The following is a 14117-nucleotide window of genomic DNA, read 5'->3' as shown; positions in this document are numbered from 1 at the left end:
CGCGCGGAAACCTCCGGGCGCCCCCCAACCGCGTGGGCGACCCCACCCACGCGTGCGCGGAGCGCTCAGTCCTCGAACGTCGCCACCAGCGCCTCCGCCAGGCCCGGCACCAGGTCCGGACCCGTCAGCACCTCCGTCGGCGAGTCCTTCTCGCGCAGCCGCAGCGCCGACTCCCGCGCGCCGTCCCGCAGCACCGCCACCGTCATCCGCACCTCCTGGCGGTCCGGGTGCTCGGCGACCCATGCGGCCAGCTTCTTCTCGCTCAGTCCCTGGGGGACCTGGGACTCCGCGGACGGCGGCAGCATCAGCCGCTCCACCGTCAGCGCACAGCCTGCCACCGCGTCGGGCCAGGCGATCGTGGCGAGGAACTCGTCCAGCGGCCGGTCGGCAGGGATCTCGTCCTGCTCGATCGGGGTGAGACCTGCGGCCCCGGGCTCGTCCTCCAGGCCGAGCTGGGTCGCGAGCGCGGGCTCCTGGGTCCGCAGGCGCGCGGTGTCGACGAGGGCGAAGAGGCGAGCGGGCTGGTCCCAGCCGAGGCCTGAGGCGTACTCGTCGATCTCGAGTACGGCCCGGGTGAGCGGGTTCGCTGCCATGGGAGTGTTGGACATGGTCACAATCCTGCCTCGTTCCCACCCGGAAGCGGGAACCGAGTAAAGCGCCAGTAAGTTGCATAGGTGAGGCTCCGTGATCGTGGAGCCTCATCCATGGTCCGCGTTCACGGGGGCCTGACGGATCAACTCGGATCAACAGCGAACTTCGAGGTGCGCACCTTGGCTTTCCAGATGCCGGACCGCGGCGGAGGCCCGACGGGGCCGCGGATCAGAGTGGGCCGCCCGTCCGGGCGGGCCCGGACCCTGCTCATGACGCTCGGGGTCCTCGCCGTCCTCGGTATGGCGTTCGTCATGTTCGCCGGCTTCTGGACGGACTGGCTCTGGTACCGGTCGGTGAAGTACTCGTCCGTCTTCACCACCACCCTGTGGACCAAGATCGGCCTCTTCTTCGTCTTCGGTCTGCTGATGGCGGCAGCGGTCGGCGTCAACATCTGGCTCGCGCACCGGCTGCGTCCGCCGCTGAGCGCCATGTCCATGGAACAGCAGAGCCTCGACCGCTACCGGATGGGGATCGCGCCGTACAAGACGTGGCTGCTGCTCGGGATCACCGCCCTGGTGGGCCTGGTCGCGGGCGCGTCGGCGTCCAGCCAGTGGCGGACCTGGCTGATGTGGGTGAACGGCGTGCCGTTCCACCAGAAGGACCCCCAGTTCCACCTGGACGTGTCCTTCTACGCCTTCGACCTGCCGTGGTACCGCTTCCTGCTCGGCTTCGGCTTCGCCGCGACGGTCCTGTCGCTGATCGCCGCGGCGCTCACCCACTATCTGTACGGCGGCCTGCGGATCACTTCCCCGGGAGCGCGCGCCACGGCCGCCGCCACCGGGCACCTGTCCGTGCTGCTCGGTGTCTTCGTCGCCCTGAAGGCGGTCGCCTACTGGCTCGACCGGTACGGACTCGCGGTCAAGTCCAGCGACTTCAAGGCGACCGGCAACTGGACGGGCCTGAGGTACGTCGACGCCAACGCCTACCTGCCGGCCAAGACGATCCTGTTCTGCATCGCGGTCATCTGCGCGCTGCTGTTCTTCGCCACCCTGTGGCGGCGCACCTGGCAGCTGCCCGTGATCGGCTTCGGCCTGATGGTGCTCTCGGCGATCCTCATCGGCGGGCTGTACCCGGCGATCGTCCAGAAGTTCCAGGTCCAGCCGAACGAGCAGGCCAAGGAGGCGCCGTACGTCGACAAGAACCTCAAGGCGACCCGCGAGGCCTACGGCATCGACGACGCCCAGGTCACCGAGTACGCCGGGACGAGCAGCACCAAGGACAAGAGCACGCTGCGCGACGACGCGGACGCCGCGGCGAGCATCCGCCTGCTGGACCCGAACATCGTCTCCCCGACGTTCCAGCAGCTCCAGCAGATGAAGAACTACTACGCCTTCCCGACCAACCTGGACGTCGACCGGTACACCAAGGACGGCAAGGACCAGGACACGGTCATCGGACTGCGTGAGCTGAACCTGAACGGCATTCCGAAGAACAACTGGATCAACGACCACTTCCGCTACACCCACGGCTACGGTGTGGTCGCCGCCAAGGGCACCACCGCCGACGCCAACGGCCAGCCCGTCTTCACCGAGTCCGACCTGCCCTCGACCGGTGACCTGGGGACGTACGAACAGCGCATCTACTACGGCGAGAAGACCACCACGTACTCGATCGTCGGCGGCCCCCAGAAGGAGATCGACTACTCCGACGACAACGGTGAGAAGACCACCAGCTACCGGGGCGGGAGCGGGGTCAGCCTCTCCAACCCGGTCAACCGGGCGGCATACGCTGTGGCGTTCAGTGAACCTCAGATCCTCTACTCCGGCGCCATAGGCGACGGCTCGCGGATCCTGTACAACCGCACGCCCAAGGAGCGCGTCGAGGCGGTCGCGCCGTGGCTGACCATCGACGGTGACGCCTACCCCGCGGTCGTCGACGGCCACATCCAGTGGATCGTCGACGCCTACACGACGTCGAACGGCTATCCGTACTCCTCCCGTACGACGCTGGGCGACACAACGGCCGACTCGCTGACCGCGGGCAACACCCAGCGCGCGGTGATGGCCCAGCAGAACCAGGTCAACTACATCCGCAACTCGGTGAAGGCGACCGTCGACGCGTACACCGGCGAGGTCAAGCTCTACCAGTGGGACACCGAGGACCCGGTCCTGAAGACCTGGATGAAGGCGTTCCCGGGCACCGTGAAGCAGCGCAGCGACATCTCGTCCTCGCTCATGTCCCATCTGCGCTACCCCCAGGACCTGTTCAAGGTGCAGCGCGAGCTGCTGACGCGCTACCACGTCAAGGACGCACAGACGTTCCTGAGCGGCAGCGAGGTGTGGCAGGTGCCCGACGACCCGACGAACAAGACGGGCAACGCCGTGCCGCCGTACTACCTGAGCATGAAGATGCCCGACCAGCAGGCACAGGCGTTCTCCCTCACGACGATGTTCACACCGAACGGCCGTGACAACCTGAGCGCCTTCATGGCGGTCGACTCAGAGGCGGGCACCCCCGACTACGGCAAGATCAGGATCCTGAAGCTGCCGACGAGCAGAACGGTCGACGGGCCCAAGCAGGTCCAGAGCAAGTTCAACTCCCAGCAGGACATCGCCGAGTCGATCAGGCTGTTGAAGGGCGGCGACTCCGACATCGAGTACGGCAACCTGCTGACCGTGCCGCTCGACGGGGGACTGCTGTACGTCGAACCCGTCTACGTACGGGGCGGCGGGCTCAAGTACCCGCTGCTGCGCAAGGTGTTGGTGACCTACGGCGGCAAGACCGAGTTCGAGGACACGCTCGACCAGGCGCTGAACAAGGTCTTCGGCGCGGAGGACTCCACCTCGCCGCCGGGCACAGGGACGGGTAACCCGCCGGCGACCGGCAACCCGACGGTCCAACAGGCGCTCCAGGACGCGCAGAAGGCCTTCGACGCCGGCCAGGAAGCCCTCAAGAAGGGCGACTGGGAAGCGTACGGGCGGGCGCAGAAAGACCTCCAGGACGCGCTGAAGCGGGCGGAGGAGGCCCAGTCGAAGGCTGGGAAGACCAGCGGCGGGGGCAGTGGCGGCGCGAGCGGCAGCAGTCCCTCCGCCACTCCCCGGAACTCGGCCGGCGGTTCGCCGAGCGGCAGCCCGAGCGGTTCGCCCAGCAGTTCGCCGAGCAGTTCGCCCAGCGGCTCCGGCGGGGGCTGAACCGAGGCCTCTCCCGCGCCGTGGTACGGTTGACCAACAACGGCGCGGGGTGGAGCAGCTCGGTAGCTCGCTGGGCTCATAACCCAGAGGTCGCAGGTTCAAATCCTGTCCCCGCTACTGAAGTCGAGGGCCCGGATCCTGATGGTGGATCCGGGCCCTCGACGTGTGTGCGACACGAGGGGCGTACGGCGTGACCAGGCAACTCGCCTGAAATGTGGCTGCTTGCGGGGGCAGTTGGCCACTTCTGTGTTTGACTTGTCTCTCTGTGGGCATGTCGACAAAACGCTGAAGTGACCTCACTGGCTGGGGTATACCAGGTGTACCCAGGTTGCAGGTGGTGCGACGATGGACGTTATGGGGGAGAAGGCAGCTCTGTTCGGGACGGGTCGATTTGTGCGGCCCGCCGACCGGCTCGTGGGTCGGTCGGCCGAGCAGTCCGCCGACATGTCCGCCCACCGGCTCGCCCACCAGTCCGTCGATCACTCGGCCGATTCTCCTGCCCATGCTCCTGCCGACTCATCTGCCGGCTCTTCTACCGATTCCACCGTCGACCCGTCCGTCGACCCGTCCGTCGACCAGGCCGTCGAGCGGGATGAGGCCGGTGAGGCGGCCGAGGAGGCGCGGCAGCGGCTCGCCGCCGAAGCCGGCGACGTGCAGGCGATGAGCGTCCTCGGGGCGATGCTGCTGCGCCGCGGCGATCTCGACGGAGCCGAGCCCCAGCTTCGCGCCGCCACCGCCGCGGGTGACCGCGCCGCCGCCAACAACCTGGGTGTCCTTCTGCACCAGCGCGGATACGCCGAGGAGGCGGCCGGCTGGTGGCGCATCGCCGCCGTCGCCGGGTCCGCCGCGGCCGCGCACGCGCTCGGGCGGCACCACCGTGAGCGCGGCGACGAGCCGGCCGCCGAGTACTGGCTGCGCCAGGCGGCCGAGCAGGGACATGTTCTGGGCGCGTACGCGCTCGCCGACCTGTTGGAGCACCGCGGTGACGACAGTGCCGAGCAGTGGATGCGGGCCGCCGCGGAGCGCGGGCATCGTGAGGCCGCGTACCGGCTGGCGAGGGCGCTCGACCGCAGGGCGCTGCGTGAGCAGGAGGCCGGCGGTGACAACGGTGTCGCGCCGTCCCCGCTCGAGGAGGCCGAGCAGTGGTACCGCCAGGCCGCAGCGCGCGGGCACCGACGGGCGGCACTGCACCTCGGGGCGATCCTGGAGCGGCGGGGCGACCTGAAGGAGGCCGGGCGCTGGTACCTGACGAGCGCCAAGGACGGCGAGGCACGGGCCGCCTGCGCGCTGGGCTTCCTGCTGCGGGACGCGGGGGACACCGAGAGCGCCGCCGTGTGGTGGCTCAGAGCCGCGCAGGAGGGGGACGGCAACGCGGCGAACGCGTTGGGCGCGCTGCACGCGGAGCGTGGCGAGACCCAGACCGCCGAGCGGTGGTACCGGGCGGCGATGGACGCGGGCGACGTCAACGGCGCGTACAACCTGGGCCTGCTCTGCGCCGAGCAGGGACGGACCGCGCAGGCCGAGCAGTGGTACCGGCGCGCGGCGTACGCCGGGCACCGGGAGGCGGCGAACGCGCTTGCGATCTTGCTGCTGCAGGGCGGGGACGCGGCAGGGGCGGAACCGTGGTTCTCCAAGGCGGCGGAGGCGGGGAGCGTGGACGCCGCGTTCAACCTGGGGATCCTCCACGCCGGGCGGGGGGAGGACGGAACGGCCCTCGGATGGTACGAGCGGGCGGCGGCCGCCGGTCACACCGAGGCGGCGCTCCAGGTCGGGATCGCCCGACTGCGTCAGGGAGACGAGCAGACGGCCGAACGGCACCTGCGCTGCGCGGCCGGGGGCGGCAGCGCGGAGGCGGCGTACCGGCTCGCCACGCTCCTGGACGCGCGGCGGCCGCCGGCGCCCGCGCACGAGCTGGGGGAGCCGTCGCACGAGAAGAGCGAGTGCGAGGAGTGGTACGAGCGGGCGGCGTCGCAGGGGCACCGCCGGGCGCAGGTACGGGTCGGGATGCTGGCCGCCGCGCGGGGGGACGTGGTGGAGGCGGCGCGGTGGTACCGGGAGGCGGCGGAGGGCGGGTCGCGGAACGGCGCGTTCAATCTGGGGCTTCTGCTTGCGCGGGAGGGGAGCGAGCCGGAGGCCGCGGTGTGGTGGACCCGGGCGGCTGACGCCGGTCATGGCCGGGCGGCGTTGCGGCTGGCCCTGGTCTACGCGCGTCGGGGGGAGCTGGCGGAGGGGCAGCGGTGGGCCGACCGGGCGGTGTCGCTGGGGCCGACGGAGGTGGCCGAGCGGGCGGCGCGGTTGCGGGACGCTTTGCGGGAGGAGCTGTCGGCGTGAGGCGGCGTCGGGCCTGAGCCGCGAGGGCGCCCGGTGTGGGGTGCGCCTGGTGGGGGGTGCGCAAGCGGCGTGGGAGTGCCGCGTGGGGGCCGCGCGGCAGGCGCTTGGTGAGGCCCGACTGAAGCGATTTGCCTCTGTCCGTGTCGTTGACGTAATGTTGCGTTCACCGACGCGGGGTGGAGCAGCTCGGTAGCTCGCTGGGCTCATAACCCAGAGGTCGCAGGTTCAAATCCTGTCCCCGCTACTGAAAGACCGAGGCCGGGACCCGTATGGGTTCCGGCCTCGGTCATTTGATGCGTTGATGTGTGCCTCGGGCAGGGGGACCGCCTGGGACAGGCGGACGCCGAGCCCCGGCGACGCGACCGCTACGCCGCCGCGCAGTTCGGGCACAGGCCGCGGTACGTCACCTCGACGTCCGAGACCGTGAAACCGAAGCGCTCGGAGTCGGGGAGGTCCGCCAGCGGGTTGCCCATCGGGTGGACGTCGCGGATCGTGCCGCAGTTGGCGCACACCAGGTGGTGGTGCGGCCGGTGCGCGTTCGGGTCGTACCGCTTGGCGCGGTTGTCCGTGGTGACCTCGAGCACCTCGCCGAGGGACACCAGCTCACCCAGCGTGTTGTAGACGGTGGCCCGGGAGATCTCCGGCAGCTTCGCGACGGCACGGGCGTGCACCTCGTCGGCCGTCAGATGGACGTGCTCGCCGTCGAGGACCTCGGCCACGACGCGCCGCTGCGCGGTCATCCGCCATCCACGTCCGCGCAGCCGTTCCAACAGGTCACTCATGCCCACCAGCCTAACAGCAAGGGGACCAGTTTCCGAACAGGTGTGAGTTTGGATGCTTGCTTGACTTGGACTATGTCCAATGTAGGATCGAGATCGGTCCTGGTCGAGATGACGGGGCTGGAAGAAGGCAGTGGCAGTGACCGAGGAGGCTCAGGTGACGCAGGGACCGCTCACGACGGAGGCCGGTGCTCCGGTCGCCGACAACCAGAACAGCGAGACGGCAGGCGTCGGCGGCCCGGTTCTCGTTCAGGACCAGCTCCTGCTGGAGAAGCTCGCCCGCTTCAACCGGGAGCGCATCCCGGAGCGCGTGGTGCACGCCCGTGGCGCGGGTGCCTACGGCACCTTCACGGTCACCGCCGATGTCACCCCGTACACGCGTGCCGCCTTCCTCTCCGAGATCGGCAAGCAGACCGAGGTGTTCCTGCGCTTCTCGACGGTGGCCGGCAACCTCGGCGCCGCGGACGCCGTCCGTGACCCGCGCGGTTTCGCGCTGAAGTTCTACACCGAAGAGGGCAACTACGACCTCGTCGGCAACAACACCCCGGTGTTCTTCATCAAGGACGCCATCAAGTTCCCCGACTTCATCCACACCCAGAAGCGCGACCCGTACACGGGCAGCCAGGAGGCGGACAACGTCTGGGACTTCTGGAGCCTCAGCCCGGAGAGCACCCACCAGGTGACCTGGCTCTTCGGTGACCGCGGCATTCCGGCGTCCTACCGCCACATGGACGGCTTCGGCTCGCACACCTTCCAGTGGAACAACGCGGCCGGCGAGGTCTTCTGGGTCAAGTACCACTTCAAGACCGACCAGGGGATCAGGAACCTCACCGCCGAGGAGGCCGAGATCCTCGCGGGCAGGGACCCCGACTCCCACCAGCGCGACCTGCGCGAGGCCATCGAGCGGGGCGAGTACCCGACCTGGACCGTCTCCGTCCAGATCATGCCCGCAGCCGAGGCGGCGACCTACCGCTTCAACCCCTTCGACCTGACCAAGGTCTGGCCGCACGGCGACTACCCGCTGATCGAGATCGGCAAGCTGGAGCTCAACCGCAACCCGGAGAACATCTTCGCCGAGGTCGAGCAGTCGATCTTCAGCCCCGCCCACTTCGTGCCCGGTATCGGTCCCTCCCCGGACAAGATGCTCCAGGGACGCCTGTTCGCCTACGGCGACGCGCACCGCTACCGCGTCGGCATCAACGCCGACCAGCTGCCGGTCAACCGCCCGCACGCCACCGAGGCGCGCACCCACGGCCGGGACGGCTTCCTGTACGACGGTCGCCACAAGGGCGCCAAGAACTACGAGCCGAACAGCTTCGGCGGCCCGTTCCAGACCGACCGGCCGCTGTGGCGGCCGGCCCCGGTGCAGGGTGACACGGGCAACCACGAGGCTCCCGTGCACGCCGAGGACAACGACTTCGTGCAGGCGGGCAACCTCTACCGCCTGATGTCCGAGGACGAGAAGGGCCGGCTGATCGGCAACCTCGCGGGTTCCCTCTCGCAGGTCTCGCGCGACGACATCGTCGAGCGTGCGATCGACAACTTCCGTCGGGCCGACGGCGACCTCGGCAAGCGCCTGGAGGCAGCCGTCCAGGCCCTGCGCGGCTGACTCCGGGGTTGGACCGCTTGCCGTGGGAGACGGGCCGGATCCCTGTGGGGTCCGGCCCGTTACGTGCGTGGACCAGGGCCTCTCGTTTGGATCATGGCGGGCTCGCGGGGCCCGGCACGCGGCACGCACATCTGCGGCGTTGTCGTCACTCGCCGACTCCCCCACGCTCGAACACGCTCGCGCGGGGGGATCCCCATCGCGTCGACTCCCTCCTCCGCCTTGCAGCTGCACGCTCCCCCACGCTCGAACGAGCTCGCGCGGGGGCACCTCCATGGACCCGCTCCCTGATCCGGCCTGATCCAAACGAAAGACCCTAGCCGGTCGTCACGGCCGGGACGCGCTCCCCGGCCGGGGCCCAGCAGCGGATGATGTCGCGGACCGAGACGACGCCGACCGGTTCGTCGTCGTCGAGGACGATCAGATGGCGGAAGCCGCCGTGGGCCATGGCGCGCGCGGCCTCTTCGAGGGTCCAGGACGGCGCGGCGAACACGACGTCCGTGGTGGTGTGGGCGTGGGCCCGCTCGAGGTCCGGGCTCTGGCCCAGACCGACGGAGTTGAGGATGTCTCGCTCGGTGAGAATGCCGGGGCCGCCGGCGTCCGGGTCGAGGACCACGGCCGCGCCGACCCGGCGGGCGGACATCAGGGCTGCTGCCTGGCGGAGGGTGTGTGCGGGGCCGATGGTGAGGACCATCGTGCTCATGGCGTCGCGGACGAGCATGGGGCGGAGCCACCTCCTACGAATGCGCTGGAGCTACGAGTGCGCTGGACCGAACCCACTCGACGGCGCCGGCTCGGAGCTCCGGATCCGCAGGATGCCGCCCGCCGGAAGCGCCCGTTCCAGACTTCACAAATTCACAAGTGGGTGATCCCCAGGTTCCCAGGCAAAGGGCAAGTCAACAAGAGGGCGCGCGACGTGAGTTCAGGGGCGCTCGCGGTGCACAGCAGCACCCCTGGTGTCTCGTACCGGCCGGTAGTGGCTGGTACCGGTCGCTGCTACCGGTCGCTGGTACCGGTCCTTAGTACCGGTCGTTCAGATAGTCGAGCAGGGTGTCGTGGAGCAGGCCGTTGGACGCGGCCGCGTTGCCGCTGTGCGGGCCCGGGCGGCCGTCGAGGCCCGTGAAGGAGCCGCCTGCCTCGGTCACGATGATCGCGTTCGCCGCCATGTCCCACAGCGAGAGCTCCGGCTCGGCGCAGATGTCCACCGAGCCCTCCGCGACCATCATGTACGGCCAGAAGTCTCCGTAGCCGCGGGTGCGCCACACCGCGCGCGTCAGGTCCAGGAAGCCGTTCAGCCGGCCCTGCTCCTCCCAGCCGGACAGCGAGGAGTACGCGAAGGACGCGTCCGACAGCCTCGAGACCCGCGAGACGTGCAGCCGCGACGCCGAGGACAGACTGCGCCCGGTGAACGCGCCGTGCCCCTTCGCCGCCCACCAACGGCGGCCCAGCGCGGGCGCCGAGACGACGCCGACGACGGGTTGGTAGCCCCCTTCACCCGCCTCCATCAGGGAGATCAGCGTGGCCCACACCGGCACGCCGCGCACGTAGTTCTTGGTGCCGTCGATCGGGTCGATCACCCAGCGGCGCGGGCCCGTGCCCTCGACGCCGTACTCCTCGCCGAGGATCGCGTCGCGCGGCCGGGCACGTTGGAGCTGGCCGCGGATCAGCTCCTCGGCGGCCTTGTCGGCCTCGCTCACCGGTGTCATGTCCGGTTTGGTCTCGACCTTGAGGTCCAGGGCCTTGAACCGGTCCGTGGTCGCGGCATCGGCCGCGTCCGCGAGCACATGGGCGAGCCGCAGGTCATCGAGATAGTCGGGCATGACCGAACCGTATCTGCCCGGTCGCCGGACCGGCCACACGGGACGGGGGGATCTTCCTGGGGCACTTCCGCGGGCGACCCCGCACTGTCGTGTGATGGCGGCGTGTCACGGCCGTACGCGCCCTTCAATGCGGCCGAGAGCCCTTGACACTGTTGGTGCACGCGTCAACCCTGTGCGTCAGAGCCGCTGGTCCCCGAGGGAGGCGATGATGCCTGCAGCGCGGGAATCCCTGCTGGACGCCACCTACACGGCGCTCCTGCGCCGTCCGTGGTCCGCCGTGCGCATGGTGGACGTGGCCGCGGCGGCCGGTGTCTCCCGCCAGACGCTGTACAACGAGTTCGGCAGCAAGGACGGACTCGCCCGCGCCCTGGTGCGCCGGGAGGCGGACGGGTACCTCGCCGGTGTCGAGCGGGCCCTCGCCACGCACGGGGATGCCGGCGAGCGGCTGGCCTCGGCCGCGGAGTGGACCGTCTCGGCGGCGCGCCAGAACGTCCTCGTCCGCGCCATGCTCACCGGATGCTGGGGCGAGTCGCTGCCGGTGCCGTCGCTCGCGTCCGTGTCGTCCGGCTCCGCGGTGCCGGCGCAGCGGCGGGCCGACGGGCCACTGCCCTCGCCGTCGGACTTCGTGGCCCTGGTGCGTGACCGCGCTGTCGCGGCGGTGACCGCGCCCGGCGTGGGCAAGGGCGACACCGCGGAGTGGGCCCGTGCCTGTGAGGTGGTTGTTCGGCTGGCGCTGTCGTGCGTGGCCGCTCCGCCGGGCGAGGGCGGGGTGGCGGAACTGGTACGGGGCGCTGTGCCGCGGCAGGTTCGGTGACGGTGCGCCGCGAGCCCCGCTCCCGCGACGGTACGGCCCCTTACAGGGCGTGCGCTTCCAGCCCCCGCGCCCCTTACGGCACTCGTCCCCTCGGTCTCAGTGAGCCGAGCCCGACAGCTGCAGGCCGATCACGCCCACGATCACGAACGTGATCGAGACGATCTTCAGCGTGGACACGAGGTCACCCAGGAAAACCATCCCGTAGATCGCCGTCCCCGCCGCTCCGATCCCCGTCCACACCGCGTACGCCGGGCCCACGTCCAGCTTCTTCAAGGACAGCGTGAGGAGGCCGAAGCTGCCCAGCGCGAAGCAGCAGAAGGCGATGGTCGGCCAGAGCCTGGTGAAACCGTGGGAGAGCTTCAGGCAGACGGCGAAACCGGTCTCGAGAAGTCCGGCCACGATGACCAGCAGCCACGCCATGTGTCGCCCTCCAACGTCCCCAGGCCGACTGCTTCGTCCGCTCGGATCAAGGCTCGGTGCGAGTAAGCCTTTACCTGCGCGTACGGGGCGCAAACACCGGAGAGGTCAGTCCCCTTCGCGGCGTTCCCGCGTGGCGAGCAGTCTGCGCAGGGAGTACAGCCGGGCCGGATCCGCGTGCCCCTCGGCGACCCAGGCGTCGAGCGCGCAGTCCGGTTCGTCGTGGCTGCACGCCCGCGGGCACCCCTCGGTGCCGGGCTCGAGGTCCGGGAAGGCGTGGATGACGCGGGACGGGTCGATGTGGGCGAGGCCGAAGGACCGTACGCCCGGGGTGTCTATCACCCAGCCGTCCGCCTCCCCCAGCGGCAGCGCCAGCGCCGACGTCGTGGTGTGCCGGCCGCGGCCCGTGACCGCGTTCACCTGGCCCGTCAGACGCTGCCGGTCCTCCGGGACCAGTGCGTTGACCAGGGTCGTCTTGCCGACGCCGGAATGCCCGACGAACGCGGTGACCTTGCCGACGAGGTGCTCGCGCACCCGGTCCGCGGCCCCGCCGGTCTGCAGTTCCTCACGGCTGGTGACGACGTGGGGGATGTCCAGGTCGCCGTACAGCTCCAGGAGTTTGTCGGGCGGGGCGAGGTCCGACTTGGTCATCACCAGCAGCGGCTCCAGGCCGCCGTCGTAGGCAGCGACCAGACAGCGGTCGATCAGGCGCGGGCGGGGCTCGGGGTCCGCGAGGGCGGTGACGATGGCCAACTGGTCGGCGTTGGCGACGACCACGCGCTCGTAGGGATCGTCGTCGTCGGCCGTGCGGCGCAGCACCGAGGTGCGCTCCTCGATGCGGACGATCCGCGCGAGGGTGTCCTTGGCGCCGGACAGGTCGCCGACCAGGGCGACGCGGTCGCCGACCACCGCGGCCTTGCGGCCCAGCTCACGGGCCTTCATCGCCATGACCGTACGGCCGTCGACGAGGCAGGTCAGCCGGCCGCGGTCGACGGTGAGGACCATGCCCTCCGCCGCATCCTCGTGCTTCGGCCGGATGTTCGTACGCGGCCGGTTGCCCCTGCGGTTGGGACGGGTCCGGATGTCGTCCTCGTCGGTGTGCTTGCCGTAGCGGCGCATGGTCGTCAGTCCGCCCGTCAGTTCCCCAGCATCCCGGTCCACAGGTCGGGGAAGTCCGGAAGCGTCTTGGCCGTGGTCGCCACGTTCTCGATCCGCACGCCCTCGACCGCGAGGCCGATGACGGCGCCCGCGGTGGCCATGCGGTGGTCGTCGTAGGTGTGGAAGACCCCGCCGTGCAGGGGGCGCGGGCGGATGTGGAGACCGTCGGCGGTCTCGGTGACGTCGCCGCCCAGCTCGTTGATCTCCTTGGTCAGGGCGGCCAGGCGGTCCGTCTCGTGCAGCCGCAGATGGGCCACGCCGCGCAGGGTGGACGGGGAGTCCGCGAGAGCCGCGACCGCCGCGATGCCCGGGGTCAGCTCGCCGACCTCGCCCAGGTCCACGTCGATGCCGTGGATGGCACCGGAACCCGTGAACACCAGGCCTCGTTCGGTCAGTTCGCAGGAGCCGCCCATCTCGGTGAAGATCTCGCGCAGCCGGTCGCCGGGCTGGGTCGTACGGGCCGGCCAGTCCGGGATGACGACCTTGCCGCCGGTGACCAGGGCGGCGGCGAGGAACGGCTGGGCGTTGGACAGGTCGGGCTCGACCGTCAGGTCGCGGCCGAGGAGGGCGCCCGGCGTGACCCGCCAGACGTTGGGCTCGCCGCCCGACTCCGGGGTGTCCACCTGGGCACCGACCGCACGCAGCATGTCGACGGTCATCCGGATGTGCGGCAGCGAGGGCAGCGTGGCGCCGGTGTGGCGTACCTCGACGCCCTGGTTGAAGCGGGGGGCGGACAGCAGCAGGGCGCTGACGAACTGGGACGACGAGGACGCGTCGACCGACACCGGGCCGCCGTCCAGCGCGCCGCCACCGTGGACGGTCAGCGGCAGCGCGCCGCGGCCGTCGTCGTCGATACGGGCGCCGAGGACGCGCAGGGCGTCGATCACGCCGTTCAGGGGGCGTTCGTACGAGCGCGGGTCGCCGTCGAAGCGGATCGGGCCGTCGGCGAGCGCGGCCACGGGGGGCAGGAAGCGCATCACGGTGCCCGCGTTGCCGACGTCGACCGTGGCCGGGCCGTACAGCGCGGCGGGGATGACGCGCCAGGTCTCGCCGGAGCCGTCCGGTCCGACCCCTTCCTCGATGCCGACCCCCATCGCGCGCAGGCCCGCGGCCATCAGCAAGGTGTCGCGGGAGCGCAGCGGGCGACGCAGCCAGCCCGGCTCGGAGGCGAGGGCGGCGAGCACGAGGGCGCGGTTCGTGACCGACTTGGACCCGGGCACGTGAACCGTCGCGTCGACGGCTCCGCTCGCGTGCGGGGCGGGCCAGAGGGCGGTGTGCGGGGGGTTCGGGGCCATGGCCCCACTCTATAAGGGCGCCGTTGCAGGGCGCCTCGTTCGGGCGCGCCGCCGTTGCCGCTGGTCGCTCCCCGGATTCTCGGCTTCGCTCGAACACGGGGCCCCGTCGCGGCGC

The 14117-nt window shown here is 70.7% G+C and carries 11 protein-coding genes and 2 tRNA genes; 6 read left to right on the top strand and 7 right to left on the bottom strand.

The features are described 5' to 3' along the window. Positions 1 to 65: 65 nt before the first annotated feature. Positions 66 to 608: a PPA1309 family protein gene (locus ACFYZJ_RS16070; RefSeq protein ID WP_388567894.1), complete on the bottom strand. Its 543-nt coding sequence runs from the start codon at positions 606 to 608 to the stop codon at positions 66 to 68. A gap of 174 nt (positions 609 to 782) precedes the next feature. Here ACFYZJ_RS16070 and ACFYZJ_RS16065 point away from each other — a divergent pair, with 174 nt between their 5' ends. The 4 genes from ACFYZJ_RS16065 to ACFYZJ_RS16050 all read left to right on the top strand — a co-directional run bounded on the left by ACFYZJ_RS16065 (position 783) and on the right by ACFYZJ_RS16050 (position 6357). Next, positions 783 to 3782: a UPF0182 family protein gene (locus ACFYZJ_RS16065; RefSeq protein WP_388568594.1), complete on the top strand. Its 3000-nt coding sequence runs from the start codon at positions 783 to 785 to the stop codon at positions 3780 to 3782. Positions 3783 to 3825: 43 nt separating this feature from the next. Continuing rightward, positions 3826 to 3899 (top strand) — tRNA-Met (locus ACFYZJ_RS16060). A gap of 228 nt (positions 3900 to 4127) precedes the next feature. After that, positions 4128 to 6113, top strand: a complete 1986-nt coding sequence (locus ACFYZJ_RS16055; protein ID WP_388567891.1) for a sel1 repeat family protein — start codon at positions 4128 to 4130, stop codon at positions 6111 to 6113. Positions 6114 to 6283: 170 nt separating this feature from the next. Beyond that, positions 6284 to 6357 (top strand) — tRNA-Met (locus ACFYZJ_RS16050). 121 nt (positions 6358 to 6478) lie between these two features. Here the strand turns inward: ACFYZJ_RS16050 and ACFYZJ_RS16045 are convergent. Next, entirely contained in the window at positions 6479 to 6895 is a 417-nt protein-coding gene (locus tag ACFYZJ_RS16045) for a Fur family transcriptional regulator (RefSeq protein ID WP_388567888.1), read from the bottom strand. 154 nt (positions 6896 to 7049) lie between these two features. On the opposite strand from ACFYZJ_RS16045, the gene ACFYZJ_RS16040 reads away from it, so the two are divergent. Then, positions 7050 to 8501, top strand: coding sequence for a catalase (locus tag ACFYZJ_RS16040; protein ID WP_388567886.1), 1452 nt, complete (start codon positions 7050 to 7052; stop codon positions 8499 to 8501). Positions 8502 to 8814: 313 nt separating this feature from the next. Here the strand turns inward: ACFYZJ_RS16040 and ACFYZJ_RS16035 are convergent, their stop codons facing one another. Beyond that, on the bottom strand, positions 8815 to 9219 hold the full coding sequence (locus ACFYZJ_RS16035) for a cyclic nucleotide-binding/CBS domain-containing protein (RefSeq protein ID WP_388567883.1): 405 nt from the start codon (positions 9217 to 9219) through the stop codon (positions 8815 to 8817). Positions 9220 to 9517: 298 nt separating this feature from the next. Then, positions 9518 to 10318 (bottom strand): histidinol-phosphatase, encoded by an 801-nt coding sequence (hisN, locus tag ACFYZJ_RS16030; protein ID WP_388567881.1) that lies wholly within the window; start codon positions 10316 to 10318, stop codon positions 9518 to 9520. A 205-nt stretch (positions 10319 to 10523) separates the two neighbouring features. On the opposite strand from hisN, the gene ACFYZJ_RS16025 reads away from it, so the two are divergent. Further along, complete coding sequence (locus ACFYZJ_RS16025; RefSeq protein ID WP_388567877.1) at positions 10524 to 11132, top strand: TetR/AcrR family transcriptional regulator; 609 nt, start codon at positions 10524 to 10526, stop codon at positions 11130 to 11132. Positions 11133 to 11228: 96 nt separating this feature from the next. Here the strand turns inward: ACFYZJ_RS16025 and ACFYZJ_RS16020 are convergent, their stop codons facing one another. From ACFYZJ_RS16020 to aroA, 3 genes are all read right to left on the bottom strand, one after another. Then, a complete protein-coding gene (locus ACFYZJ_RS16020; protein WP_263231975.1) occupies positions 11229 to 11552 on the bottom strand; it encodes a multidrug efflux SMR transporter in 324 nt (107 codons plus the stop codon). Positions 11553 to 11657: 105 nt separating this feature from the next. Next, entirely contained in the window at positions 11658 to 12668 is a 1011-nt protein-coding gene (rsgA, locus tag ACFYZJ_RS16015) for a ribosome small subunit-dependent GTPase A (RefSeq protein WP_388568592.1), read from the bottom strand. A 17-nt stretch (positions 12669 to 12685) separates the two neighbouring features. Further along, the gene (gene aroA, locus ACFYZJ_RS16010) at positions 12686 to 14002 is read right to left on the bottom strand and encodes a 3-phosphoshikimate 1-carboxyvinyltransferase (protein WP_388567874.1); all 1317 of its coding nucleotides are present in this window, start codon (positions 14000 to 14002) and stop codon (positions 12686 to 12688) included. Positions 14003 to 14117: the final 115 nt, after the last annotated feature.

Origin of the sequence: Streptomyces sp. NPDC001848, assembly GCF_042891915.1 — a bacterium.
Taxonomy (GTDB): domain Bacteria; phylum Actinomycetota; class Actinomycetes; order Streptomycetales; family Streptomycetaceae; genus Streptomyces.
This window is presented reverse-complemented; position numbering and strand designations above follow the sequence as displayed.